Origin of the sequence: Intestinibacillus massiliensis (assembly GCF_900155735.1) — a bacterium.
GTDB lineage: Bacteria > Bacillota > Clostridia > Oscillospirales > Butyricicoccaceae > Intestinibacillus > Intestinibacillus massiliensis.
The window spans coordinates 189,441-214,999 of the sequence record NZ_LT707059.1; the positions used below are offsets into that span (position 1 = coordinate 189,441).

At 57.5% G+C, this 25,559-nt stretch carries 27 protein-coding genes, 1 tRNA gene, 1 pseudogene and 1 riboswitch; of the genes and pseudogenes, 11 read left to right on the forward strand and 18 right to left on the reverse strand.

Translation table 11 applies throughout. The features are described 5' to 3' along the window. Nucleotides 1-117: 117 nt before the first annotated feature. Nucleotides 118-288, reverse strand: a pseudogene (locus CZ203_RS08820) (FeoB small GTPase domain-containing protein); the annotation flags it as partial. A gap of 20 nt (nt 289-308) precedes the next feature. After that, complete coding sequence (locus CZ203_RS08825; RefSeq protein ID WP_087065742.1) at nt 309-539, reverse strand: FeoA family protein; 231 nt, start codon at nt 537-539, stop codon at nt 309-311. A gap of 112 nt (nt 540-651) precedes the next feature. On the opposite strand from CZ203_RS08825, the gene CZ203_RS08830 reads away from it, so the two are divergent. Continuing rightward, the gene (locus tag CZ203_RS08830; protein ID WP_087065743.1) at nt 652-1,065 is read left to right on the forward strand and encodes a metal-dependent transcriptional regulator; all 414 of its coding nucleotides are present in this window, start codon (nt 652-654) and stop codon (nt 1,063-1,065) included. A 44-nt stretch (nt 1,066-1,109) separates the two neighbouring features. Here the strand turns inward: CZ203_RS08830 and metK are convergent, their stop codons facing one another. Then, nucleotides 1,110-2,300, reverse strand: a complete 1,191-nt coding sequence (gene metK, locus CZ203_RS08835; RefSeq protein WP_087065744.1) for a methionine adenosyltransferase — start codon at nt 2,298-2,300, stop codon at nt 1,110-1,112. Between the two features lie 87 nt (nt 2,301-2,387). After that, nucleotides 2,388-2,509, reverse strand: a riboswitch (SAM riboswitch). 182 nt (nt 2,510-2,691) lie between these two features. On the opposite strand from metK, the gene CZ203_RS08840 reads away from it, so the two are divergent. The 7 genes from CZ203_RS08840 (at nt 2,692) to CZ203_RS08870 (ending at nt 9,902) form a co-directional block, all read left to right on the forward strand. Next, the gene (locus CZ203_RS08840; protein WP_235847490.1) at nt 2,692-3,432 is read left to right on the forward strand and encodes an AzlC family ABC transporter permease; all 741 of its coding nucleotides are present in this window, start codon (nt 2,692-2,694) and stop codon (nt 3,430-3,432) included. After that, on the forward strand, nt 3,429-3,767 hold the full coding sequence (locus CZ203_RS08845) for a branched-chain amino acid transporter permease (RefSeq protein WP_087065745.1): 339 nt from the start codon (nt 3,429-3,431) through the stop codon (nt 3,765-3,767). The genes CZ203_RS08840 and CZ203_RS08845 overlap by 4 nt, the downstream gene beginning before the upstream one ends. 153 nt (nt 3,768-3,920) lie before the next feature. Next, the gene (locus tag CZ203_RS08850; protein WP_087065746.1) at nt 3,921-6,875 is read left to right on the forward strand and encodes an acyl-CoA dehydratase activase; all 2,955 of its coding nucleotides are present in this window, start codon (nt 3,921-3,923) and stop codon (nt 6,873-6,875) included. Further along, nucleotides 6,859-8,112 carry a 2-hydroxyacyl-CoA dehydratase gene (locus CZ203_RS08855; protein WP_235847491.1) on the forward strand — a complete coding sequence of 418 codons (1,254 nt, stop codon included), beginning with the start codon at nt 6,859-6,861 and terminating at the stop codon, nt 8,110-8,112. The genes CZ203_RS08850 and CZ203_RS08855 overlap by 17 nt, the downstream gene beginning before the upstream one ends. Before the next feature lie 110 nt (nt 8,113-8,222). After that, the gene (locus CZ203_RS08860) at nt 8,223-9,002 is read left to right on the forward strand and encodes a threonine/serine exporter family protein (RefSeq protein ID WP_087065748.1); all 780 of its coding nucleotides are present in this window, start codon (nt 8,223-8,225) and stop codon (nt 9,000-9,002) included. Nucleotides 9,003-9,005: 3 nt separating this feature from the next. Beyond that, the gene (locus CZ203_RS08865; protein ID WP_087065749.1) at nt 9,006-9,443 is read left to right on the forward strand and encodes a threonine/serine exporter family protein; all 438 of its coding nucleotides are present in this window, start codon (nt 9,006-9,008) and stop codon (nt 9,441-9,443) included. Nucleotides 9,444-9,692: 249 nt separating this feature from the next. Further along, nucleotides 9,693-9,902 (forward strand): DUF6514 family protein, encoded by a 210-nt coding sequence (locus tag CZ203_RS08870; protein ID WP_087065750.1) that lies wholly within the window; start codon nt 9,693-9,695, stop codon nt 9,900-9,902. 43 nt (nt 9,903-9,945) lie between these two features. Here CZ203_RS08870 and CZ203_RS08875 read toward each other — a convergent pair whose 3' ends face one another. The 4 genes from CZ203_RS08875 to CZ203_RS08890 all read right to left on the reverse strand — a co-directional run bounded on the left by CZ203_RS08875 (nt 9,946) and on the right by CZ203_RS08890 (nt 14,480). Beyond that, the gene (locus CZ203_RS08875) at nt 9,946-10,473 is read right to left on the reverse strand and encodes an HD domain-containing protein (protein WP_087065751.1); all 528 of its coding nucleotides are present in this window, start codon (nt 10,471-10,473) and stop codon (nt 9,946-9,948) included. Nucleotides 10,474-10,670: 197 nt separating this feature from the next. After that, nucleotides 10,671-12,308, reverse strand: coding sequence for a response regulator (locus tag CZ203_RS08880; protein ID WP_087065752.1), 1,638 nt, complete (start codon nt 12,306-12,308; stop codon nt 10,671-10,673). 115 nt (nt 12,309-12,423) lie between these two features. Beyond that, a complete protein-coding gene (locus CZ203_RS08885; RefSeq protein WP_087065753.1) occupies nt 12,424-13,560 on the reverse strand; it encodes a Gfo/Idh/MocA family protein in 1,137 nt (378 codons plus the stop codon). Nucleotides 13,561-13,586: 26 nt separating this feature from the next. Continuing rightward, nucleotides 13,587-14,480 carry a sugar phosphate isomerase/epimerase family protein gene (locus CZ203_RS08890; protein WP_087065754.1) on the reverse strand — a complete coding sequence of 298 codons (894 nt, stop codon included), beginning with the start codon at nt 14,478-14,480 and terminating at the stop codon, nt 13,587-13,589. A 453-nt stretch (nt 14,481-14,933) separates the two neighbouring features. On the opposite strand from CZ203_RS08890, the gene CZ203_RS08895 reads away from it, so the two are divergent. Continuing rightward, nucleotides 14,934-15,965, forward strand: a complete 1,032-nt coding sequence (locus CZ203_RS08895) for a substrate-binding domain-containing protein (RefSeq protein WP_159456446.1) — start codon at nt 14,934-14,936, stop codon at nt 15,963-15,965. A gap of 199 nt (nt 15,966-16,164) precedes the next feature. Further along, on the forward strand, nt 16,165-16,545 hold the full coding sequence (locus CZ203_RS08900) for a desulfoferrodoxin family protein (RefSeq protein WP_087065756.1): 381 nt from the start codon (nt 16,165-16,167) through the stop codon (nt 16,543-16,545). Between the two features lie 71 nt (nt 16,546-16,616). Here the strand turns inward: CZ203_RS08900 and CZ203_RS08905 are convergent, their stop codons facing one another. The 9 genes from CZ203_RS08905 to CZ203_RS08945 all read right to left on the reverse strand — a co-directional run bounded on the left by CZ203_RS08905 (nt 16,617) and on the right by CZ203_RS08945 (nt 23,271). Next, on the reverse strand, nt 16,617-17,183 hold the full coding sequence (locus CZ203_RS08905; RefSeq protein WP_087065757.1) for a DUF2589 domain-containing protein: 567 nt from the start codon (nt 17,181-17,183) through the stop codon (nt 16,617-16,619). Between the two features lie 18 nt (nt 17,184-17,201). Beyond that, nucleotides 17,202-17,639 (reverse strand): DUF2589 domain-containing protein, encoded by a 438-nt coding sequence (locus CZ203_RS08910; protein ID WP_087065758.1) that lies wholly within the window; start codon nt 17,637-17,639, stop codon nt 17,202-17,204. Nucleotides 17,640-17,642: 3 nt separating this feature from the next. Further along, nucleotides 17,643-17,879: a hypothetical protein gene (locus CZ203_RS08915; RefSeq protein ID WP_087065759.1), complete on the reverse strand. Its 237-nt coding sequence runs from the start codon at nt 17,877-17,879 to the stop codon at nt 17,643-17,645. A gap of 17 nt (nt 17,880-17,896) precedes the next feature. Further along, complete coding sequence (locus tag CZ203_RS08920) at nt 17,897-18,805, reverse strand: hypothetical protein (protein ID WP_143436182.1); 909 nt, start codon at nt 18,803-18,805, stop codon at nt 17,897-17,899. A 159-nt stretch (nt 18,806-18,964) separates the two neighbouring features. After that, nucleotides 18,965-19,303 (reverse strand): hypothetical protein, encoded by a 339-nt coding sequence (locus tag CZ203_RS08925; RefSeq protein WP_143436183.1) that lies wholly within the window; start codon nt 19,301-19,303, stop codon nt 18,965-18,967. Next, on the reverse strand, nt 19,278-19,646 hold the full coding sequence (locus tag CZ203_RS08930) for a helix-turn-helix domain-containing protein (protein WP_087065762.1): 369 nt from the start codon (nt 19,644-19,646) through the stop codon (nt 19,278-19,280). The genes CZ203_RS08925 and CZ203_RS08930 overlap by 26 nt, the downstream gene beginning before the upstream one ends. A 262-nt stretch (nt 19,647-19,908) precedes the next feature. Next, nucleotides 19,909-21,564: a solute:sodium symporter family transporter gene (locus tag CZ203_RS08935; RefSeq protein WP_087065763.1), complete on the reverse strand. Its 1,656-nt coding sequence runs from the start codon at nt 21,562-21,564 to the stop codon at nt 19,909-19,911. Between the two features lie 385 nt (nt 21,565-21,949). Next, nucleotides 21,950-22,909: a 4-hydroxy-tetrahydrodipicolinate synthase gene (gene dapA, locus CZ203_RS08940; protein WP_087065764.1), complete on the reverse strand. Its 960-nt coding sequence runs from the start codon at nt 22,907-22,909 to the stop codon at nt 21,950-21,952. After that, nucleotides 22,906-23,271 (reverse strand): hypothetical protein, encoded by a 366-nt coding sequence (locus CZ203_RS08945; RefSeq protein WP_087065765.1) that lies wholly within the window; start codon nt 23,269-23,271, stop codon nt 22,906-22,908. Before CZ203_RS08945 ends, dapA begins: the two co-directional genes overlap by 4 nt. Before the next feature lie 503 nt (nt 23,272-23,774). On the opposite strand from CZ203_RS08945, the gene CZ203_RS08950 reads away from it, so the two are divergent. Continuing rightward, nucleotides 23,775-24,623, forward strand: a complete 849-nt coding sequence (locus CZ203_RS08950; RefSeq protein WP_407927727.1) for an effector binding domain-containing protein — start codon at nt 23,775-23,777, stop codon at nt 24,621-24,623. A 222-nt stretch (nt 24,624-24,845) separates the two neighbouring features. Here CZ203_RS08950 and CZ203_RS08955 read toward each other — a convergent pair. Then, nucleotides 24,846-24,936 (reverse strand) — tRNA-Ser (locus CZ203_RS08955). Nucleotides 24,937-25,112: 176 nt separating this feature from the next. Next, nucleotides 25,113-25,550 (reverse strand): RrF2 family transcriptional regulator, encoded by a 438-nt coding sequence (locus tag CZ203_RS08960; RefSeq protein WP_087065767.1) that lies wholly within the window; start codon nt 25,548-25,550, stop codon nt 25,113-25,115. Nucleotides 25,551-25,559: the final 9 nt, after the last annotated feature.

The following is a 25,559-nucleotide window of genomic DNA, read 5'->3' on the forward strand; positions in this document are numbered from 1 at the left end:
TTCATATGAACAATTGATCATATGTTTATTATATGCAAACTACGGCGATTGTCAAGGGGATTTCTAAAATTTTAACAATAAAAAACAGCGGGCGGGAACGCGTCCGTTTTCACCATAGGGAAACCTTCCGGTATGCTGGTTCATGCCTGTGAGTGCGTTGAATACCGTGCTTTTCCCGACGTTCGGGTTACCGGCGAGCGCGACGACAATATCGCTTTCGCCGGTTTTTCGGATGTGTAGGCCGTGGTCGACCGCCGACCGGCCGACGCTTGCTGCCGTCAAACCCATGTGCATCTCCGCCTTTCTTCTTACATAACTTGGATTGCCGAGGAGTCCTCGCGGCGCAGCGCGATCACCGCGCCGCGGATCAGATAGGCCGCCGGGTCGCCGGCCGGGCTCTTTTGCAGGCATTCCACGCGAGTGCCGGGGATCATGCCCAGGTCGAGCAGGCGGCGGCGGATGGAGCCGCTCGTATGCAGTGCCTGGATGCGTGCAGCCTTGCCCACGCCAATCTGTTCCAAGGTGGTTGTTGTATTCATAAAAGTAGTACCTCACAATACATTTTAGTAAGGAGCAAATGTTTTGCTCTTCCCTAACACAATATGCGCCGGGCGCACAGGGGTGATAGATTTCTATTGGGAGGGAATGACGATGGGACAGACGGAATTTCGGACGCTGACCGGTTACCGCCAGGCAGAGGATAAAAATATGACCGAGGCCATGGAGGACTATCTTGAAATGATATACCGCACAGAGGGGGACGGCGGCATTATCCGCGTCAGCGACCTTGCGGCGCAGTTGCATGTGCGCCCGTCCTCGGCTTCGCGCATGGTCACCAAGCTTGCGGAGGGCGGGTTCCTGCGCTACGAAAAATACGGCGTGATACGCATGACGGAAGCTGGGCGCGCGATGGGGGAGTACTTGCTCTGGCGGCATGATGTGCTGCATCGCTTCTTCTGCAAGCTCAACGGCACGGATAACGAGCTGACGCAGGTGGAGCAGGTGGAGCACTTTATGAGCGAGGAAACGGTGCGCAACCTCGAGCGCCTGACGCAGGGCATATAAAAAAGGGGCGCCGGAAACGGCGCCCCTTACAAGGGTGCGGTGGATTACTGGGCGGCTACTGCGGCGCGCAGGGCGTCGGTGCGGTCGGTCTGCTCCCACTTGACGCCGAGGTCCTCGCGGCCGAGGTGGCCGTAAGCGGCGAGCTGGCGGTAGATTGGGCGGCGCAGCTCGAGCGTTTCGATGATGGCGGCTGGGCGGAGGTCGAAGACCTGCGGGATGGCCGCGGCCAGCACGGCGTCGTCCACCTTGCCGGTGCCGGAGGTATCGACCATGATGGATACCGGTTCCGCCACGCCGATCGCATAGGCGAGCTGTACCTCGCAACGGGTCGCCAGGCCGGCGGCCACGATGTTTTTCGCGACGTAACGCGCGGCATAGGCGGCAGAGCGGTCGACCTTGGTCGGGTCCTTGCCGGAGAACGCGCCGCCGCCGTGGCGCGCCATGCCGCCATAGGTGTCGACGATCAGCTTGCGGCCGGTCAGGCCGCTGTCGCCCTGCGGCCCGCCGACGACAAAGCGGCCGGTCGGGTTTACAAAGAAGCGGGTGTTGTCATCCAGCAGGTAGGCCGGTACGACCGGGCGGATGACGTGCTCCAGCATATCGCGGCGGATCTGCGTGAGGGACACGTCCGGGCTGTGCTGGGTGGACAGCACGACGGTATCAACACGGACAGGCTGGTTATTTTCGTCGTATTCCACGGTAACCTGCGTTTTGCCGTCCGGGCGGAGGTAGGGCAGCGTGCCATCCTTGCGCACGGCGGTCAGGCGCTTGGCCATGGCGTGCGCGAGGGAGATGGGCAGCGGCATAAGTTCCGGGGTTTCGTCGCAGGCATAGCCGAACATCATGCCCTGGTCGCCCGCGCCGATGGCGAGGTCGGCGTCCGACGCGCCCTCCTTGCGCTCGAGCGAATTGTCTACGCCGAGCGCGATGTCCGCCGACTGCTCGTCGATCGAGGTCAGCACGGCGCAGGTTGTCGCGTCAAAGCCGTACTTTGCGCGGTCGTAGCCGATTTCTTCGATCACCTTGCGTGCGATATGGGGGATATCTACATAGCACTGCGTCGAGATTTCGCCCATCACCATGACCATGCCGGTCGTGACGGTGGTTTCACAGGCCACGCGCGCGGCCGGGTCCTGTTCGATGATCGCGTCGAGTACCGCGTCGGAGATCTGGTCGCAGATCTTGTCGGGGTGCCCTTCGGTAACGGATTCGGAGGTAAACAGGTGCTTTGCCATTGTTTGCTTCTTCCTTTCTCTATCGTACGAAAAATAAATTGACGTTTGGGCAATAAAAAAACGCCCCCGGCGGAGCGTAGCAAAAATGCCTCATCTTTCGGTCCGCCGGGCTGCGCCGGGAACTGAATACCGCCGGATTTGGCACCTTACGGCTTGCCGCAGGTTGCCGGGCTTCATAGGGCCGATCCCTCCACCACTCTTGATAAGGTTATGGACTTGTATGGGCTAACGCCTATTATTATATCAGTTCCCGCCCGCTTGTCAAGGGTAAATATGCGGAATAAAGGCGAAAACTGTCGTTGCAAAGTGGATAAGGAAGGGCTATAATGAAATCTGTATCGGTGCTGTAAAAAAACCGGTGCAAGATTTACAGGTTTAGGTGGGGGAAACATTGAATAGCGAAAACAGTACGCCGGCGCTTGTGCGGCGCGCACTGACAGTGACGATCCCGGTCATGTGCGGGTACCTATTTATGGGAATTGCCTTCGGCCTGCTGCTGCAGGACGCGGGCTATAGCTTTATTTGGGCGCTGTTTATGAGCGTTGTCATTTATGCGGGCACCATGCAGTACATGGCGATCCCGTTCCTTGTCGCACAGGCCGACCTGCTTACGGTCGCAATTACGACGCTGCTGGTGCATTTTCGGCATTTTGTGTATGGGCTGTCCTTTATCCAGCGCTTTAAGCCCATGGGCAAGCGGAAATATTATATGATGTTCGGCATGACCGACGAGACCTACGCGCTCCTGTGCGCGGAAAAGGCGCCAAGCCGGGAAAGCGAGGAAAAATTCTTCTTCCTCGTGGCGCTGTTTGACCATCTTTATTGGATTATCGGCTGTACGGCCGGCGCGCTGGCCGGCCAGTTCCTGACCATCAATACCAAGGGCATCGATTTCGCGATGACCGCGCTGTTTATTGTGATCTGCGTCGACCAGTGGCGCGCGGCGAAGTCCAAGCTGCCCACGGTCATCGGCGCGTGCGCGGCCGTCATATCGCTGGCGGGCTCCAAGCTGCTCGGGATCGACAACATGCTGATCCCCGCGATCGTCATGATTATTGTGTGCTTTTTCGCGCTGCGCAGCAAGCTGGAACCGCTGCTCTTGGAGGGGCAGGCAGAGGGGGCGGAAGGATGAGTACGAATACAGTTTTATATTCGGTCGCGATCATCCTGGTGATCGCGGGCGTGACGGTGTTCACCCGCTTTGCGCCGTTTGCCATCTTCGGCGGGCAGAAGCGTGTGCCGGCCAGTATCATCTATCTCGGGGCGGCCATGCCGGCGGCGGTCATCGCCATGCTGATCGTCTATTGCCTGCGCGGCACGGCGTTTTCCGCCTGGCCGTTCGGCATCCCGGAGGCGGTGGCCTGTGTGGCGACGGCGCTGATCCACTGGTTTGGGAAAAACACCCTGATCAGCATCGCAGGGGGGACGGTTTTGTACATGGTGCTGGTTCAGGCGGTCTTTATTTAGGCCCGTTTTGGAATAAGTTAGACTATCAAAATATTTTATTTGACTTTGTATAAAGAAAGCGTTAGTATTACAATAAAGTAGTATATTTGACGAAAGGCACCCCAAAAAACGCCCTCGGATGAAGCTTGAGGACGGGTAAAATAGGATGAGAGCATGAGTATATTTTTAGGCATTGATATCGGCTCAACCACTGTTAAGCTGGTTGCGGTGCGTGCGGGTGAGATCATTTATAAGCGCTATGAGCGCCATTTCTCCAAGGTGCGCGAAAAGGCGTGCGATATGCTGCGCGACGCGAGGGGGATTATCAGCGGCGAGCCGCTGCGCGTTGCGATCACCGGCTCGGCCGGCCTGGGCGTTGCGAAAGCCAGCGGCATCGACTTTGTGCAGGAGGTTTTCGCCACGCGCAAGGCGGTGGGCAAGTTTGTGCCCGAGGCGGACGTCGTCATCGAGCTTGGCGGCGAGGACGCGAAGATCGTGTTCCTGTCCGGCCAGCTGGAGGAACGCATGAACGGTTCCTGCGCGGGCGGCACAGGAGCATTTATCGACCAGATGGCCGTCCTGCTGGACGTGACCCCGGCGCAGATTGACGAGATGAGCCAGAAGGCCGAGCGTATCTATACGATCGCCTCGCGCTGCGGCGTATTCGCAAAATCGGATATCCAGCCGCTGCTGAACGAGGGCGCGCGCCGCGAGGACGTGGCGGCCTCCATTTTCCAGGCGGTCGTCAACCAGACGCTGACCGGCCTGGCGCAGGGGCGTGAAATCAAGGGGGATGTGCTGTTTCTGGGCGGCCCGCTGTTCTTCTTCAAGGGCTTGCAGAAACGGTTCCAGCTCACGCTGGGGTTGGACGACAGCCATGCGCATTTCCCGGAACTTGCACCGTTTGCCATCGCGGCGGGCGCGGCGCAGTATGCGGGCGACTCGACGAGCCGCGAATACGGCTTTAACGAGCTGCTCGACATCCTGGAAAAGACGGCGGGCGAAACGGTGATTGCCCAGACGCTCCGCCCGCTTTTTGTAAGCCGGGAGGAGTACGAGGCGTTCCGCGCGCGCCACAACGCGCACGACGTCATGACCGAGAACGTCACGGTTTACGAGGGGGACGCATACCTCGGGATCGACTGCGGCTCCACGACCACCAAAATGGTGCTGATCGGCGAGGATAACCAGCTCCTGTACCATCATTATGCATCCAATAAGGGCAACCCGGCGGACGTGATCCGCGAGCAGCTCCTCAAGCTGCGCGAGCTATGCGGCGGGCGGGTACATATCGTGTCCTCGGCGGTCACAGGTTACGGCGAGGCGCTGATCCAGAATGCCTTCGGCGTCGACCATGGCCTCGTGGAAACGGTCGCGCACTTCAAGGCGGCGCGCCACTTCTGCCCGGACGTCGATTTTATCATCGATATCGGCGGGCAGGACATCAAGTGCTTTAAAATCCGCAACAACTGTATTGACAATATTTCGCTCAACGAGGCATGCTCCTCGGGCTGCGGCTCGTTTATCGAGACCTTTGCCCGCTCGATGGGCTACTCTATCGAGGAGTTCTGTAAACTCGGCCTGTTTTCCACAGGGCCGATCGACCTCGGCTCCCGCTGCACGGTGTTCATGAACTCTTCGGTCAAGCAGGCACAGAAGGACGGCGCGGGGATCGACGCGATCTCGGCCGGCCTGTCGGTCTCGGTCGTCAAAAACGCCCTTTATAAGGTCATCCGCGCCCATTCGCCGGACGACTTGGGGCAGCATATCGTCGTGCAGGGCGGCACGTTTCTGAACGACGCGATCCTGCGCTCGTTTGAGCAGGAAATCGGCCGCGAGGTCACCCGCCCCGCGATTTCCGGCTTGATGGGCGCGTACGGCGCGGCGCTGCACGCCAAGGCCAACGTCCCTGCGGAAACCGGCCTGCTGTCTGCACACGAGCTGCTGGGGTTTGCGCACACGGTGAAATCCGTGCGCTGCGGCCTGTGCACGAACCACTGCAACCTGACCATCAACGACTTTTCCGGCGGCCGCCGGTTTATCTCCGGCAACCGCTGCGAGCGCCCGCTCGGCAAGGGCGAGCAGCAAAAGCTGCCAGACCTCTATACCTGGAAGCTGGAGCGCATGAAGTCCTACGGCGCGCCGTCAGAGCACGCGGAGGGCAAAACCCGGATCGGCATCCCCTTCGGCCTCAACTTCTTTGAAATGCTGCCGTTCTGGCATACATTCCTGACCAAGCTGGGCTTTGAAGTCGTGCTGTCCGACGTTTCGACGCGCGACCTCTATATGAAGGGGCAGCATTCGATCCCCTCCGATACGGTTTGCTACCCAGCCAAGCTGATGCACGGCCACATAGAAAACCTGCTGGCCAAGGGCGTGGACGCCATCTTCTACCCTTGCATGACGTATAACCTCGACGAGGGACGCGCATCCAACTGCTATAACTGCCCGGTCGTTGCGTACTACCCTGAACTGCTCGAGGCGAACGTGGCCGCGCTCAAGGGCTTCGACTTTATGATGCCGTATTTTGAGCTGACCGACCACAAGCAGTTTGCAAAGCAGGCGGCCAAATTCTTCTGCAAGAAGTACCCGCGGATCAAGAAAAGCCAGGTCGCCGTGGCCGCGGAGGACGCATACGCCGCGCTGAACGATTATTATGAAGAGGTGCGCGAGGAAGGCCGCAAGGCTATCCAGTACGCCGACACGCACGGGCTGGAAATCGCGGTGATCGTCGGCCGCCCGTACCATATCGACCCGGAGATCAATCACGGCATCAACCAGCTCATCCAGTCCTACGGCATGGTCATCGTGTCCGAGGACGCGGTCTGGCAGCTGGCGAAGGCGCCGGAGGTGCACGTCCTCAACCAGTGGACGTACCATTCCCGCATGTACGGCGCGGCGGAATACGTCACGCATAAGGAGAACGCGCAGCTCATCCAGCTCGTGTCCTTCGGCTGCGGCATCGACGCGATCACGACGGACGAGGTGCGCGCAATCGTCGAGGGCGGCGGGAAAATCTATACGCAGCTTAAAATTGATGAAATCAACAACCTTGGCGCGGCGAAAATTCGTATCCGCAGTATGCTCGCCGCGGTAGAGGAGGGCAGGAAACTTGCAAAACACGCCTAATATGCCGAATAGGGTCTCGTTTACCGAGGAGATGCGCAAGGACTATACCATCCTTGTGCCCAATATGCTGCCGGTGCAGCTCGGCCTGATCTGCAAGATCATGGCGAACTACGGCTATAAAATGGAACTGCTTGACAGCGAGGGCCCGGCCATCGTCGAACAGGGGCTGCGCAACGTGCATAACGATACGTGCTATCCCGCGCTGCTCGTCATCGGCCAGCTCATGGACGCGATTGAGAGCGGCAAATATGATACGCACAAGATTGCGCTGATCATGCCGCAGACCGGCGGCGGCTGCCGCGCGTCGAACTATATCCACCTGCTGCGCAAGGCGCTAGAAAAGAACGGCTACGGCTATATCCCGGTGATATCGCTCAATTTCAGCGGCCTGGAGGACAACCCGGGCTTCAAAATCACGGGCAAGATGATGATCCAGGTCGCGTACGGCCTGATGATCGGCGACCTCATCATGATGGTCGCAAACCAGTGCCGCCCCTATGAGGTGGTGCCCGGCTCGACGGACAAGGCGATTGAGATCTGCGTCCGCACGGTGGCGGGGCGCTTTACGGCCGGCCGCCTGATCCATTACAGCGAGGTCAAGGCGCTGTTCCGGTTTGTGCTGGATGCGTTTGCCAAGCTCAAGCTGGATCATGCATCGCCGAAAAAGAAGGTCGGCATTGTGGGGGAGATTTACGTCAAGTTCTCCCCGCTGGGCAACAACAACCTGGAAAAGTTCCTGCTGTCCGAGGGCGCGGAACCGGTGCTTCCCGGCCTGCTGGACTTCTGCCTGTACTGCATCTATAACAGCGTCATCGACGCGGAGCTGTATGGGCGCAGCACCAAAAAGGCGATGGGATACAAAATGGCCTATCAGTTCGTGCTGAAAAAGCAGGACGATATGATTAAAATCATCCGTCAGCACGGCAAGTTCCGCCCGCCGATGGGCTTTGACAAGGTGCGCCGCATGTCGAACGACATCATTGGCCCCGGCGTCAAGATGGGCGAAGGCTGGCTGCTGCCGGCCGAGATGATCGAACTGATTTCGGAGGGCGTCAAGAACATTGTGTGCACCCAGCCGTTCGGCTGCCTGCCCAACCATATCGCGGGCAAAGGCATGATGCGTAAAATCCGGGAGCACTACCCGGATGCCAACATCGTCGCGGTCGATTACGACCCTGGCGCATCCAAGATCAATCAGGAAAACCGTATTAAGCTGATGCTGTCTTCCGCGGAATAACAAAAGCCCCCGCCGTACCATGGGTACGGCGGGGGGGTTTTTTCTCGGCCGGCGCTTGNAGGGTGCCCTCCTTGGCGCCCCGCGCACATAAAACGTAAGGGGGGATATCCATGGGGCAATTACCAATGACGACGCCGCAGCTTTTGGAGGTTGCGGTACAGGTCGGCCGCAGGCTGCTGGAATGCGGCGCGGAGACCTACCGCGTGGAGGAATCCATGCACCGCATCTGCATGGCCTACGGCGCACGGGACGCGCACGTGTACGCGGTGCCGACCAGCATTATCGCAACGGTGGAGCGCCCCGAGGAAGCGCCGCTGACGCGTACCTGCCGTATCCGGAAGCGCGGGGTGAACCTCGACCGGCTCGACCGCCTGAACGCCCTGTCGCGCCGCCTGTGCGCGCAGATGCAGGCGTATGATGCAGCGCAGGAGCTGCTGCGGGAAATCGACGATGCGCCGGGCTATGGGAAGTGGACGCTGCGGCTGGCCTTTGGCGCGATTGCCGCGTTTTTCACGTTGCTGTTCGGCGGGGGAGCCGCCTGCGCCGTCGTGGCGTTCGCGGTCGGCCTGTGCCTGAAGCTGGTGGTGGATGCGTTTGAACGGATGGAGGTCAACAGCATGTTCGCGAACCTCGTCGGGGGCGCGCTGATCGCGGCGGCAGCCCTTACGGCCGCGCGCCTTGGCCTCGTCGAGCGGTATGACCGCGTGATCATCGGCAGTATCATGACGCTGGTGCCCGGCCTTGCGATTACAAATTCCATGCGCGACCTGATCGCGGGCGATTTCCTGGCGGGCATTACAAAATTTTCGGAAGCACTGCTGATCGGCGCGAGCATTGCGGCCGGTGCGTCGATCCCGCTCAGCCTGCTGCGGTATTTGTGGAGGATATGAACGATGCATTTATTATTTGAAACGGCCTGCGCGTTCGCCGCCTGCCTGGCCTTCGGCGTCGTGTTCCATCTGCGCCGGGGCAAGCTGGCGGGCGCTGCAGCCGGGGGCGCGCTGGGATGGCTGGCGTTCCGCTTGGCGGCATACGGGCTGCACAGCGATATTGCGCGCTATTTTGCGGCCACGGTCGTGGTTTCCATCTATTCCGAATGCATGGCGCGGCACTTCCGTACCCCAGCCAGCCTGTACCTGGTCATCGCGCTCATCCCGCTGGTGCCCGGCGGCGGCATTTACGATACGATGGAAACCTGCATGCTAGGGTCACCGCAGGAGGCGGTTGCGACAGGGCTGCACACGGTTGGCATCGCGGGCGCGCTTGCCGTCGGCATTGTATTGGTATCCTCGACCGTGCAGCTGTTCCATAAACGGGTTGGAAGACGTTAACAATTCAAAATGAAGGTGGAAGCTGTTTTGTAACCGCAAAAAGGCGCATGATTATACAATCTTTTTTTATACATCCAGTTGTAGCGGGGTAAGTAATATTTCTACAAACAGAACAGGTGTCCTCTGAGAATTTCAACAATTCATGGAAAATTAAGGGGCGCGGCGACGTTCGACAGCATTCGTACGACAGAAGGCCGTGTAACTTGTAATCTAGGAAAGGTTTCAAATGAAATCAGAGGAGGGGTAATTTTGTTTAAAATTATCTACAGGGAAATAAAAGGGAAGCCGCAATTTGGCGTGCAGGGGGAAACCGTGAAAATCGAGGATATCACCGCTTCAGAAGAGGAGATACAGGCATTAGCCGGGCTGCTGAACCGGGAACAGGTGTCTGAAATCAACGTGTACGATGTGATTGAGAACTGGTTTGGCACACGGGCGTATGAAGAACTCGGGATATGAAAAACGGCTCCGCCTGAAAAAGGCGGAGCCGTTCCTGCGGCATTCATAAAGCGGGCATTGCCTTGCGGCGGGCGCGCAGATATGCGCGCTGGCACAGGCCGAGCCGGTGATCAAAATACATACGGTGGAAGATGTGGAAAGCTTCAGCAAACGCACAAATCTTATCCGCGCAGCTGACGGCCAGGGACTCCTTATACCGATAAAAGGAAAATGGGGTCAGCGGCCACATATGCTTCAGGATTATATCCTTTTCCACATCGGTCAGCTCGCAAAGCTGGGAGGCGTTTTCAAGCGCAGCGCGCGGATGCGTAAAGCCGTGCGGGCCGGTATGCGAGCCTTTGACGCGCCAATCATAGAGGAACAGGTCGTGCAGCAGGCCGCCGCGCGCCGCTGCACGGTAATCCCAGCCGAGCCGGCGGCAAATGCGGAAACTCAAATATGCTACAAAAACCGAGTGGCCGAAGCAACTGATATCCGCATGCTGCGGGATATCGCACATGGCCTGCACCTCGGGGGTATCGATCAAATCAGCAATACAGCTATGGAATGCCGCATAATTGGCATACTGCATCCGCACCATCTCCTGTGTTCAGATTGGGGGAACATCCCCTTGTTAATAGTATAGGCTTTTTGCCGCGGCAAAGGGCAAACAATTTGTAAACTTTTTAGGATAGGCCTGCACCGTACCCGCGCCGGCCGCAGGGCATACACTGGGAAGGGGAGGGGGAACCTCCCCGTGAAACGAGGTGTATGAAAGATGTACAGCGCCTATATCAACCGTGCGTACGGCGAAAAGGTCTGCACGCCCAGCGACCGGCCGTATGCCTGGGAACGGGGCCTTACAGTCGCACCCGCGCCAGCGCCGCCCGCCGCCGCGCTGGCCGCGCCNTTAAACAGCTGCGCAAAATTTTTGGTGGACGCGATGCCCACCGCGTCGCAGATTTCGCGGATGCTCTTGCTGGTATCGCTGAGCAGCTCTTGCGCCTTGCTGATGCGCAGCTTTGCCAGGTATTGTGTCACGCTCTCGTTCATCTCCTGCTTGAACAGGGTGCTGAGGTACGAGGGGTTTTTCTTGAGGGTCAGGGCGACTACGTTCAGGTTGATGTTCCGGGCATAGTTTTCCGAAAGGTATTGCAGCATTTGCAGGACGATGGATTGCTGTGGCGATTTCTGGATGCATTTGCGGCATTCCAGGCAGAGCTTGTCGATCCGCGCCTGCATCAGCGCGAGCATCTCGTCCGTGTTCCAGAACAGGTCGATGGTCGGGATCGCCTGCCCGCAGCTCCCCTTTTGCGTATTGGTACACACCCAGTCCACGATAAAGCGGATACTGTCACAGAGCTGGTACAGCTTGGGGAACGAGTGCTTCGCCTTTTCGATTTCCGCCGCCACCATCTGGTTGGCGCCGCGGTTGTCGTTCATCATGAGGCGGATATACAGGTTCATTTCCAGATGCGTATTCAGGATCAGGTTGTTGTTGCTGTCGGAAGATTTGCTCCACACGTAAAACGGCTTGCTGAGCCCCGCGATTTTGCGGCAGGACGCGTACTTGGCCGTGCGGTAGGACACGTAGAGGATTTCGTTGCTGTTGACGACCCTGCCCGCGCCGAGGAAGAGCTTCAGGCCGGGGTTTTCGCGCAGCAGCCCGGCGAGCGCACGGAAAAGGGACTGCACCTCCTGCTCCAGCCGCTCGATGGAGGGGCCGCCGAGCAGGATGATAAACTCATCGTCTGAAATGGAGTCGAACGACGCGATATGCGGCAGCTCCAGCGCCTCGGTTAGCCTGTCCAGGATCTGCTGGTAGCGCTGGTCGGCCAAAGTGTAATTCTGCCCGGTACTCAGTTTGGCGTCAGACACTGGGATGATGACGCACTGGTAGTACGGCGTGTCGAAAAAATACCCGCTGGCGCGCAGGATATTTTCCGCTTTTTTGCGCTGGCCGGCTTCGTGGCTGTGGAGCAGGGTATAGAAGGGCATCTCGCAGTCCTTGCGGCTCCGGTGCGCGGGCAGGAAGAAGCTGCTCGACCGGCTCTCCTTCAAATGCTTCAGCGCGCCGTCAAACGCCTCGTAAAACTGCGCGTCGTGCAGCGGTTTGAGCAAGTAGGCGAATACGTGCAGGTTCAGCGCGGTTTGAAGCGTTTTGAAGTCCTGGCGGGTGGAAAAAAGGATGAAGATCGGGTAGGAGCTATTTTGCCGAAGACGGATTTGGCGGACAAGCTCAAGGCCGGAAAACGGCGTAAGCTCCATGTCCAGCAGCATAATATCGGGCGTGTCGCGGTCGCAAGCGTCGAGCGCCTGCGTGCCGTCGGGGAGGAAGCTGCAGGAAAGCTGCTGGTAACGCTGCAGGGATTCCCCAATTGCGTGCGAAAAGCGGGGGTCAGACGTTACAACGGCGATTTTGAGCATTGGCCTGTCCTCCTATATCGGGATATGGGTTTCGGGACCTTGTTTAGGATGTGCAAAAATCTCTTGCTTAAAGAAGCAAGAGATTTTTGCGGTATAAGGAGAGAGTTGAAGAGGGTTACATGGGTTCACATTCCGAGACTTTGACCCAGCGGTGCTCCTGGTCGGATTTCAGCATCGCGTCGATCAGGACGTTGACCTCAAAGCCGCTTTCGATATCGGGCTTGACCGTTTTGCCTTCCGCAACCGCAGTCAGGAACTTATGCGCCTGGATCGTCATAAGGTCGATGTAGCTGATGCCCAGCCCGGCCTGGGTGCAGAACACGCCGTATTCGCCGTGTTCCGGCATGCCGCGGATCAGCTTGAAGCCCTGGTCGTCCGGCGCGTCGGTGTGATAATAGACCTCAAGCTCGTTCATGCGCTCCTGGTCGAAGCGGACGGCGCCCTTGGTGCACTGCACTTCAAAGCGTTCGCCGACCTTGTTGCCCGGGGCGACGCGGCTCGTGACGAGATTGCCGAGCGCGCCGTTCTCATAGGTGTATATGACGTTGAAAATATCGTCGTTGCCGACGGGAAGCATCTTGGATGGGTCGTCCGCCGACGGGCGCTCGGTAAAGACCGTACTGCTTTTGCCGCAGACCTCCGTGATTTTGGAGCCGACGACAAAATCGGACAGCGCCAGCATGTGCGCGCCGATATCGCCGAGCGCGCCCGAAATCGCGTCGTAATCGCGCCAGCGGTGGGGGATGCTGGGGTCGGCGCTGTATTCCATATCGTACTGGCCGTGGAACGAAACCACCTTGCCGAGCTTGCCGGACTGGATCAGCTCGCGCGCCTGCACGACCATGGGGTTATGCGTGTAAATAAAGCCGACCATGGACGTCGTATGGTTTTTCCGTACGGCGTCCAGCGCCTTTTTCGCATCCGCGCCATCCATGCCAAGCGGTTTTTCACAAAATACCGCTTTGCCCGCGGCCGCCGCTTTCTCGACAAGCTCAACGTGGAACTTGTTGGGCGTCGTGATGACGATGACGTCGATATCGGGGTCGCTGATCGCGTCGTCCGGCTGGGTGCTCCAGCGGTTAAAGCCATACTGCTCGCATACCTTCTGCGCCTGTGCCTCAAAAGCGTCCACGATAATTTCAAGCTCGGGCACGACAGCCGTGCCGTAATGCTGCTGGATGTTATTATATGCCCGGGCGTGGGTGGTGCCCATCCAGCCCGCGCCGATGATGCCGATCTTCAGTTTTTTCATGGTTTTCACCCTTTCGCGCGCTTCCGTTATTTAAGGCTGCCGAGGCCGATGCCCTCGAGGTACTTGCCCGTGCGGGACTGGATGACCTTGGGCACGGCGAAGTCGGCGGGGTAGCAGTCGTGCTCGATGACGGCGAAACCATCAAAGCCGATCTTTTTCAAAATCCCGCTGTAACGCGGCCAGTCGATCTGCCCCTTGCCGATCTCGGCAAAGACGTTCATCTTGGTCGCGGTCGCGTAGGGGATGCCCTGCGCCCACATCTTTTCCTTGGTCTCGGGCACCAGGTCCTTGAGGTGCAGGTACTCGATCCGGTCGCCGTGCTGCTCCGTAAAGGTATATACGTCGTTGCACTCGCAGAAGATGTGGTGCCCGGTATCAAGGCACAGCGTCATCTCGTCCTTTGTGGTCTGGGACAGGACGCGTTCGATCTGGCCTTCGTATTCGACGTGCGTGCCGCCGTGCGGATGGAACACGAGGCGTACGCCGTAGCTTTTGGCGATCTCGCCGATCTTGATGTAATTGCGCACAAAGCTATCAAACTGCGCGTCGGTCAGCGTCTTGGGCAGGGTCTGCTCGTCCGTGATCAGGTCGGTGTACATGCCGTCGTACAGCACATAATACTTTGCGCCGAGCGCCTGCAGCAGCTCGCACGCGCGGTGCGCCTTGCCTTCGACCTCGGGCATCTGGCTGTCGTCCTCAATGTCGAAGCACAGCGTGCCGCCGACCGGCACCAGGCCGCGCTGATCCAGCTCCGCTTTCAGCACCTTTGGGTCGGTCGACATGTAACTGTACGGCCCGATCTCGGTGTATTTGTAGCCCGCTTCCGCAACCTCGTCCAGGTATTGGCGCCAGTCCATCTGGCGGTCGTCGTGTTCAAACCATACGCCCCACGAATCTGGGCAGTTACCGATTTTGATCATTGTGGTACACCTCCAAAAAGTAATTGGGAAAATCAAGAGCTGGTTTATGAATTGACCTTATCGTACTGAAATTTCAGGGGTTTGTCAATAAAACGGGAAACTGGCATAAAAGTTGCAAAAAATGTAGATGTTTTGACGTTTGTACGAGATTATACCGTAGGATGATTTCGGATCATAGCTTTCTAAAAAAGGCCGCAATGATTTACGCCCCTTAACCTAAAAAATACGAACCTATTCCGCCTGCTTTTCCCGGCCTTGCGGCGCAGCCACCGAGGCGGCCGCCCAATATGCGTTTTTGACCCTAAAATATAAGATATGCGAACCCCGTCGGTTTTTGTCATCTTATATAATAAGGGCAAGAATCAAGAGCGTATGAATTGTGCAACTAGGACAAGCACAGATGAGAAAGTGAAGGACAGGACATCTTGGAATGGAATAGGAGGCGGAATTTCTGTGAAAAAGGCTTTATCGAGTGTGTTAGCGGCGCTTATGCTGTCAACGGCGCTATTCGGGTGCAATGGCGCGCAGGACGGCGCGACAGCGCAGGATACCAAACAGGACGCCGGCACATCGGCTAAGGGCACGGCGCCGGCAGCGGACAAAAAAGTGAAGATCGGGATTACCCTGGCTACGCAGAACGAATTCAACACCGTACTACAAAACGGCTGCGAGAACCGCGCAAAGCAAAACGGCTATACCATAGACGTGCAGATTGCGAACGAAGATATGTCGACCCAGATTTCACAAATCCGCACATTCGCTTCAAGCGGGTGCGACGCGATCGTAATACAGGCGGTACTGAACGACAGCGTGGGCGAGCTGCTGGACGCGGCGGGAGACGTGCCGGTCGCACTGGTAAACCGCATGCCGACCGACCTTTCCGTGCTGGACGGCCAGAGTTCGGTCTATGTCGGTTCCAACGAGCATGATTTTGGCTATTACCAGGGGCAGTATCTGGCGGAAATGCTCAAGGCCGACGGCGTGAGCGAGGCTAAGGTATGCCTGTTCCGCGGCCCGTTAGGGCAGGATTCCGTCCGCCTGCGTTCGGAAGGCGCAGACGAGGCGCTGAAGGACGCGGGGCTGGCGGTTACCTATGTATTCGACGATACGGCGGAATGGGACCGCGCCAAGGCGTTGGACAAGATGGTACAGTTCATCGGCACGGGCAAGGAATACAACTGCGTCGTCTGCAATAACGACGAGATGGCGCTGGGCGTCATCGAGGCCTATGTATCGAGCGGCATCAGCGAGCCGCCCGTCCCGGTCTGCGGGATCGATGCGACGGAAAACGGCTGCCAGGCCATTAAGGCCGGCACGCTGGCATGCTCCGTATTCCAGGACGCCGCAGGCCAAGGGGCGATGGCAGTAGACGCGGCGGCCGCCCTGTTCAGCGGGGAAAAGCCGGAAGGCATGTCGGACGACAATATTGTCTGGGTGCCGGTCGTAGCGGTTTCCCCCGACAATGTAGATGAATTCATTCAGTAAAAAACGGATAAAAAGGGCGCTGTGATTGCCACAGCGCCCTTTTTATCCGCCATACGGAAGGATTGTTGGATTATATAAAAATACGCGAATGCATTTGTGAAAAAATTTTTCCAAATAGGTTTGACAAAACGGGATTTTGCGTGTATTTTAAATATAGTAATTATTATTGATTCATTGACATCCATAGGAGGTTATACGCATGAGTGAAGTACGCTTTTTTATTTGCAAACATTGTGGGAACCTGGTAGGCATGATCCATGACGCCGGCGTGCCGATGGTTTGCTGTGGCGAAAAAATGACGGAGCTGGTGCCGGGCAGCGTGGACGCGAGCGCGGAGAAGCACGTACCGGTAATTTCCGTGGAAGGGGACCGCGTGACGGTCGCGGTCGGTTCGGCCGAGCATCCGATGGTAGAGGCGCATTATATCGAGTGGATCTACCTGCAGACCGACCGCGGCGGGCAGCGCAAGTGCCTGGAACCCGGCGCAGCGCCCAAGGCCGTCTTTGCCCTGGCGGACGAAAAGCCGGTTGCGGCGTATGCATACTGCAACCTGCACGGGCTTTGGAAGGCTGAGGTATAAAACCAGCCTGATAGTAGGTTCGGGAAAAAAGGGAGGGGCGCGCCGTAAGGCGCGCCCCTCCCTTTATATGCTTATGTGGAGCCGCCGGTTTCAATCGGTTCCATGACGGAAGCGAACAGGGCGGTGAGTTTTGCCATGCCCTCAGCCGGGGGCTGCTGGGCTGCGCGCGCGAAAATATCGTACTTGGCCGATTGGTCGGAGGTGCGCGTGTTGTCGTGCGAGGCGGAAACCTTGCCTTGCACGCTGGAACTGAATCCCCAGGCGGAAAACTTCGCGGTCGTATCCAGCGAGGATTTGCTGCCGGTCTTGTCGGTTACGACCTCCTTGATTTCCATGGTAAACTGCACCGTTGTTTCATCCATCGTAAATGCCGGCACGGGAACGAGCGAAAGCAGCGGCGCTTCGACGTCGTATGTAACCGGTTTGACGTCCCCTTCCGGCGTCACGATTTGACGCTGGAGCTGGAATTTGACGCTGTTGATGCCCTTGGACGGGTCACCGTCCTTGAACGCCAGCTGGAACAGGTAATCCAGGTATACCCTGCACAGTTCGCTTTGCCCTTTTGCAACTTCCACGATTGGGCCGCAAATCAGTTGCCCTAGGGGCAGGCTTTCAAAGCTTTTTCCGATATCCGCCATGCCTGTGACCTCCTTCTGTTACAAGAATTTGTTTAACTCCGTATTGACACGTGCGACGCCCTCCGTCGGGTCGCCGCAGCGAAAACACAGCTCCATTTCGGTCAGCACGCCGGGCAGGCCGTCGGGTTCCGGCGCGTTGACGTCGACCAACATGCGCCCGTCTTCCGCGGACGCGAGCGATGCGTGCAGCTTGATGCGCACGTTTTCCAGCTCCACCGTGTTGTGGTGCGCCATCGTGACCAGCGGCACCTCGACCAGGTTTTGCCGGGTGCCGTCCGGCGAGGGGATGAGCACCGTGGCCGTTTGCGGGTGATGTTCGGCGGATGCCGCATCCGGTGCGTCCGCCGTACGGAAGTAGCTCAAGTAGTTTTGGATGCCGCGCGCTTCTACGGCCTTTTGCGCTTCGGATACGTCCTGGCCGATGGCTGCGATCAGTTCACCGAGTCCCAGTTGCATTGGTCAGACCCCCTTCACGCCGAGCAGGCACACCCGCTCTTCCGGTATCCTGTATTTTGCCATAAGCGCCGTTAGGTCGCCGCCCACTTCTACGATCTGGTGCCGGTCGCTTTTCCGGATGGGCGCCCACACCGCGTAGCGCCCGACGGTAAAGCCGCCGCCCGGCGCGTCTGCGTGCTGCTCCGCCCCGAGGTCGGTGATGAACAGCTTCCCGCCCATCAGTTGTTTCCACTCTGCCATTTTAAGGTTCCTCCTTTTTACAGCGGGTTTGGTCTACTGCCCGGGATATAGTTTGAAAAACAGATCCAGCGTAAGCCGTTTGCCCCGGCAGATCCCATATCTTGAACCGTATGGAAACAGGGCCGCAAAGCTTGGTAGTTCCGCACGGCGGTGTCGAGGGGGCTGGCCGTCCACCGCCGCGGCGGTACGGAAGGGGCGCGCGCCCTTGCCCTGGCTGCCGGAACCTGCACTGCGCGGCGGCGCGGTGCGCGGTTTCCCTGCGGCGGGAATAGCGGGGGCGCGGGCGGGTGAACCGCGTGCGCCTGCTGAAGCGTGGGGAGCGCCGACCGGCCTGCGATGGTTTCGTCCAGCTTTTGCTTGGAATAGGGGAACAGGCACCACACGCTTTCCAGGTCTGACATGCTGACGGAGCCATAAATCCCGACTTCGGCGCTGCCGCGTGTTGTCCGGCCAAGCGCATGGATGTCATGCAGCGCCTTCCACTGCGCCGTCTGCGAAAACGGCGTTGTGTTGACCTGCCCCATACCGTCCATGGTATTGACATAGCCGCCGCTGGAATTTGTCCAGATGCGGGGGAAGAACTGCATGCGCACCTTGTACTCCTGTAGGGAAGACCCCACGCTGTTAAACGCCATGGTCGCCGGGGTCTCGCCCCCGTACATCACCCGGAAATACACGTAATATGCGCCGGTCTTTCCAACGTCGCGTACAATCCCAGCCCCCATTGTCGCAATGGGGCGCAGTTGCTGCTGATCCAGCGCCTTGTGTAGGGTGTTCAGATGCTCGCCCTCGACGAACCCTGAAATGCTTTGCGGCAGCGAGCAGTTCGGTACCAGCTTGCCTTCTCTCACCAGGCCTTTAAACGTTCCCTCATCTTTGGATCCTCTCCATGTTTGGATTGCGTCGGTATGATCAATTAACGGCATCCGCCTCACCACCTTTGTCCCATTTTATGTGGAGGGTTTGCCGGATATGCCGCGGGACGGCCGGCGGCAAAAAAAACGCGCCCCTTGCAGCAGGGCGCGCGGAAAGGGGCGGTGTATTTTAAAATGGATGGCGCATAACCTGGATATACTTCTCTAGGTTTACGGACGACCGAACCAATCCTCAATGATTTCGTAAAAATGGAGCTCCGATGCCTGGCCGCGGTTGAGCAGGTTGGCCAAAGCCTCGACCTCCCCGCGGTTTGCCGAGAGCTCCCGCGCAATGACGTTGTCGCCTACGATCCCGTAATATGGGCGGCCTGCGGCCCGTGTGTCCAGCACGGCGTACCGTGCAGCGGCGGCTTCGCGGACAAAGTCCGCGTACCCAGGCGCCATATCCACCGCACACTGCTGTACTTGCTGCAGCAGGGCGCTGCGATCCTCCGCGGCGATGTAACGGTCGAAGCCGCCGCGGTCAACGTAAGTAATCACTATCATCATTCACCCGCACCAGTAATCGTAGGATAGACAACACCCGCGTTTGCTCGCCGGGCGGTAGGCGGTTAAACGCGGGCTGCATTACAGAAAGGGGGAATGTATCCGTTTGCCCGGTTATATCGAATAATTTACCAATCGTCACACCCAGCGCATTTGCGATCCGTTCTATCGTGACGAGCGTGGGGTTATGTTCGCCGCGCTCGATGGCGCGTAGGTGCTTGACGTCCACATCCGCGTCGATCGCTAGCTGAAATTTGCTCAGCCCCGCAAGCTTGCGGTATCGCTCTACATTCGCGCCAAAAACCTTTTGGGCGTTTGGGCAAGTGGTCGTTCCCAGCTTCGTCATAATGTTGTCGTCCTTTTTTTGACAGTATATAACAAAATCATCGATGGGAGGTAGTGACTATAAGCTTGGCATATAAGCCCTGTCGGATATAGGCCGCGGCGTAGGGGGGGGGCAATGGATATAAAATCAATTCCCCATAAATATTATGATACATTTTATGTATTGTGGTTTCTTACCGGATTGGCGGAAAAAATAAAAAATTTGCCCCCCTCCATCCCATTGGGGACAGAGGGGGGCGTATCAAGGGGATCGCAGGATGGGGTCACCATGCCTGCGCGTACCCCCAGGTGCCGATGCCGATAGGCGAGAAGGCCGCATAGACGGCGATGATACAGATGATGATCAGGGCGGTCGCCACCCAACGGTATTTCCATGGGGTCAGGTCGACCGCGCCCGCGTCCTCCTGTTTCCAGGCGAGGGCGTGGTTCTTTTTCTTGTTGTAGCGGTTCATGAAGAACATGAGTAGCAGTTCCAGCGGCAGCAGCACCAGTACGGCATACAGGTAGTGGAAGCGGTCGCCGAGGAAGAGCAGGAACGAGCCATACAGGATGACATGGACAAGCAGGATAACCTTTGCGGAATACTTCGGCAGATGCTTAAAGAAGAAGCCGCCGAACACGGCCGACAGCACCGGGAGGGCGATCAGCATCACGAGCGAATCCAGGAAGGTCTTTAACCCCGCGGGGAAGAAATAGATCAGTGGGCCGACAATTGTTGTGAGCACGGCAAAGACGATGCCGGCCTTTTTGCCCACCTTGACCAGCTTGGCTTCGGAGGCCTTCTGATCCACAAATTCTTTGTAAATATCCATGGTGAACATCGTATCGACGGAATTGAGCACAGAATTAAACGACGACAGGATCGCGCCGAGCATTACGGCTGCAAAGAAGCCCATCAGCGGCGCGGGGATGACCTGTGTGACAAGCTGGGGATACGCTTCGTCCATCATGGAAACCTGGTTGCCCTGGGCCTGGAACAGCGCGAAGGCGATGACGCCGGGCAGCGCAAGGTACATAAAGCCGATAATCTTCAGGAACGCGCAGTACAGCGCGCCCTTTTGCGCTTCCTTGAGGTTTTCCGCCGCAAGCACGCGCTGGATAAAGGACTGGTGGGTGCACCAGGATTGTAGTCCCAGGAAGAGCAGGCCGGTGAATACGGTCGGCCACGGCACTGCAGGCGGCAGGGAATCCGCCGGCGCGATGGAGTTGAGCATATTCGAATGGTTCGCGACCAGGAAACGCATGCCGTCGACGATGCCGAGCCCGTCGCCGCCGGTTGCGCGCCCCAGCACGCTGAGCGCGAAGAAGGGGATCATAAAGCCGCCGATCAGCAGGCCGACGCCGTTGACCGTGTCGGACACCGCGACGGCCTTCAGGCCGCCGAAGATGGCATAAATCGAGCCGATTACACTGATGACGATACAAAGGACGATCACGGCCTGGAATTTTGTAATCCCCAGGATGCTGGATACGCCGAAAATGTTTTCAAACACCAGGGAGCCGGAATACAGGATGACCGGGATCTGGACGACAATGTACAAAAGGATATAGGCAATGGAAAACCAGAGCTTGGTGTTGCGGTCATAGCGCAGGCCGATCAGCTCCGGTATGGTAGTGATGCCGCTTTTGAGGTAGCGCGGCGCGGCGAACAGCGCGAGGATGATACAGCACGGCGCGGCGACGATCTCGAACGCCATCGGGCTCATGCCGACGCTCCAGGTTTGCCCGTTGGTGCCGACAAGCTGCTCTGCCGACAGGTTTGTCAGCAGCAGCGAACCGGCGATTACGAAGCCTGGCAGCCCCCGCCCCGCCAGGAAATAGCCGTCGGCCGTCGTCTGGTCGTCCCCTTTGGTTTTAACATAAGAAATCACAGCGACAAGGATTGTAAATCCTACAAATGTCGCGAATGTCCAAAGCATTCTTTTCCCCCGTTTCCAATAAGTAAATCATCAGGCTCATTTCGCTTGCTTTTTAAATTTGCGTATAAAGTAGCGGGTATATGAGGCTGATAGGTGCAAAAATCCCATCGAAATATGAGGATTGTTGCGAAAAACAGGCTTTGGCCAAAGCTGCATGCTAATTATAGCAACCATGGGTCTCTCGTGTAAATATGCAGTCTTGTCAGAAAATTCATCGGTTTTGCTGTATATCGGCAAGCGCAAAAGGGAAAGGCCGGGGCGTGCGTAGATCGTGTGCTTGAAAATTAGGCGCTGGGGGATGGCCGGGAAACGCACTGTGCGAGCCATGGGTTAAGGTACACAGGGAAAAGCCCCCCGAACCGTATATGCTCGGAGGGCTTTGCGGTTAATGGGAATTGCGCGGTAAAAGCATGGCCTCCGGCCGTTTGCTTGTCCTTGTCCCCATATGGGAAGGCAGCGGGCAAAGGCCGTATTTCGCCAGTACCAACTGGAGATGTTCCGCAGCTGCAGGCTCCATCCCGCATAGCGGGAGGCGGCAGGGGCCTACGTCCCAGCCCATAAAACGCAGGGCTTGTTTGATGGGGATCGGGTTGATATCGCTGAACAGCGCCTCGATAAGTTCCAAGTAATGCAGTTGCAGCGCGTCGCTTTTTGCGGCGTCCCCGTCAAAAAACGCCGTGCAGAGATTGTGCGTGCCTTCCGGTACAAGGTGGGACAGCACGGAAACCACGCCTTGGGCGCCTAGCGCGAGCGCAGAGGTGATTTGGTCGTCATTGCCAGTGTAAATGGCAAGCCTGGAGCCGCACAAACCTGCAATTTTGGCCAGTTGCGAAAAGTTGCCACTCGCTTCCTTGGCGGCCACGATGTTTTCGATGTGGCTCAGGCGCCCGTAAGTAGCGGGGCTGATGTTCACCCCTGTGCGCGATGGGACGTTATATAGGATAACCGGAAGCGCAGTCGCCTCCGCGCAGGCTTTAAAATGGAGGAACAGGCCTTCCTGCGGCGCTTTGTTATAATAAGGGGTGACATGGAGCAGGGCGTCCGCACCCGCCCGCTCCGCCTGCCGGGATAACCATACCGCATGCGCCGTGTTATTACTGCCCGCGCCTGCAATCACGGGAATACGGCCTTTGATACGGCGCACGGCATAGGAAATTAAGTTAATATGCTCTTCGTCCGTTAACGTGGCGCTTTCCCCGGTGGTGCCGGCCACGACGACGGCGTCCGCCTTGTTTGCAACCTGTTCGTCCAAGAGCTGCCCAAACAGACCGTAGTTGATCGAAAAGTCGTCGTGCATCGGCGTAACCATGGCCGTCGCCGCGCCTGTAAAAATCAGCGGTTTCAATGGGGCTGCCCCCCTTGGGTATGGCCGCTCTGGATATGCAATTCCAATTCCGGGACAAGTACGCTGCCCGGCGCCGCCTCCCCGCATTCCAGCACGACCAGCCCGTCCTTGACATAGGCCGCGGATTGTATCCCCAGGGCGCAGCAATCGGCGGTCGCGCACATCGCGTAGAACGGTGTATGCGTTTGCTGCAGGAAAGGGGGGAGCCTGTGCGCCCGCGCGGCGGACGAAGCTTTGCTCAGCTGTGGGATTAAAAAATGATAGCTTTCCAGCAGTGGGGCGGGAAGGGCGACAGGGTTTTCTTCTGTTTCCAGCAATAGAACCTGCGGGGCGCCCGCGGTTCCGGCCTCTAACATGTCCATAGTTGTTTTCCTCCTGCAAAATAACATGGCGTTTTGCGCCATAGGGGGATGTGTGTTTTTGTCCCCTTTTATGAACATTATAGGGGGATATGGGGGAAAAGCAATCAAAAACGCGTCAATAGTTCCTGTGCGGCGTTAATACTTCATAAAAAGCGTACGCCGCAAAAGGGGCGGGTTCCGCTGCGTTTTGGTAAAAATATAACTTGACAATATTTACCAATCTGTTACAATTACATAGACACTCAAAAACATCCTATTTTGCCGCCCTTCATGGACGGCTCTTTTTTTTAGGCCGTCGCTGTGCGCGAAATCCCCCTATGGGGCTGCGGTGTTTGTGGTTTCGCGTGAAATATAGTATGATGCAGGTAAAACGGTTTTTGTTGCAGGGCGGCGTAACACCGGACCGCACGCAATGTCAGGAAGCGTGGGATGGTTTCCGCTATGATAGGTATAGACGGAGAGAGGGGTTAGCGATGGATTGGATTACAGGGGTTCAGAGGGCAGTGGATTACGTAGAGGCGCATATGACGGAACCGATTGATTATGAAGAAGTGGCGAAGCAGGCCTATTCGTCCAGCTTTCATTTTCAGCGGGTGTTCAGTATCCTGTGCGGTTTCACCCTGGGCGAGTATATCCGCATGCGGCGGCTTTCCCTGGCTGGGAGCGAATTGGCCGCATCTGCGGTACGGGTGATCGACGCTGCTGTGAAGTACGGGTACGACTCGTCCGAAAGCTTCAGCCGCGCGTTTACCCGGTTCCATGGGGTCACGCCATCCCAGGCAAAGCATGGGGGCGCGGCGCTCAAATCCTTTTCCCCGCTTTCCGTAAAACTAATTTTAGATGGAGGCAATACTATGGATTACAGGATTGAGACAATGGGCGCGTTCCAATTAATCTGCAAAAAGAAGCAGGTTTCGGGCAAGGAGGAAATGACGACGGAGGAAATCACCCGCTTTTGGCAAGCGTGCAATACGGACGGGACGATCCCCGCACTCTGCAAGTATATTCCGGCTGATAATGTGTTCGGGAACTGCATTGTCGGCGCCTGCTTCGGGAAGGACGCGGCGGATAACGAATTCCCCTATGCGGTCGGGGCGCATTATAACGGCATGCCGGTGGCCGAGGACGGGCTGGCTGTAGTGGAAATCCCAGCCCATACCTATGTGGCGTTCCCCTGTGTCGGCAGTATGCCGGAAGCGTTTGAAAGGCTGTATCAGCAGATATACAGTGAGTTCTTCCCCACTAGCGAATACCAGCCCTGCGGCGGGACGGATTTTGAAGTGTATCCCTCGGCCGACGTCGATAACCCAAACTACACCTGCGAAATCTGGATTGCAGTGGAAAAGAAATAATGCGGAAGAGGGGGCGCACATGTGCGCCCCCTCTTTTTGGTGCGGCCAGGCGCAAAACCGTCCCCCAGGCCTGCGCCCGTCGCGGGTGCACCCCAGCATAAAATCATACTAACTGCCCGCCTATGATTAAAGGGATGGTTAGCCTTGCTGTTCCGGGGGGACGGGCGACAGGATGCAAGTAAGAATAAAAAAGCACCGAATCATTTGATTCGGTGCTTTTACTGGCGGAGAGTCAGGGATTTGAACCCTGGGTGCGCTCATCACGCACACACGATTTCCAATCGTGCGCCTTCGACCACTCAGCCAACTCTCCATCTTGATTTAGTTTTTTGCTGACCGATCAGGTCAAGCAGCGATATTTATTATATAACAGCATCCAACATTCGTCAAGATATTTCCGTAAAAAATCAGGAAAAATTTTATAAGAAATTTTTAACGCCATATTACCCCCAAATAAAGCCATATGGCGCTAAAAACCCTTGGAAAAGTTTAAATGCTATAGTCGTTGCCGATTTGCGCACGCTGGATTTCCACAAGGTCCTCCAGGGTGATGCCGTCCACCACGCCGTTAATTGCGTCGTTCAGTTTGTTCCAGACGTGTAGCGTGGCGCATGTCGCCTGGCGGTCGCAGGGCGTGGCGCCGTCGTCCAGGCAGGCGACGGGGGCAAGGCTGCCTTCCGTCAGCCGGAGGATCATACCCACGGTATAATCCTTGGGCTGGCGTGTCAGCCGGTACCCGCCGCGCGCGCCGCGCGTGGAGCTTACAAAGCCCGCACGGGTCAGCAGCGCGATGATCTGTTCCAGGTATTTTTCAGAGATATCCTGCCGGGAGGCGATTGCCTTGATCGGGACGGCAGCCCCGGTGTCATGCAGGGCTAGGTCAAGCATCAGGCGTAACGCATAACGGCCTTTGGTAGATATTTTCATGTAAAAACA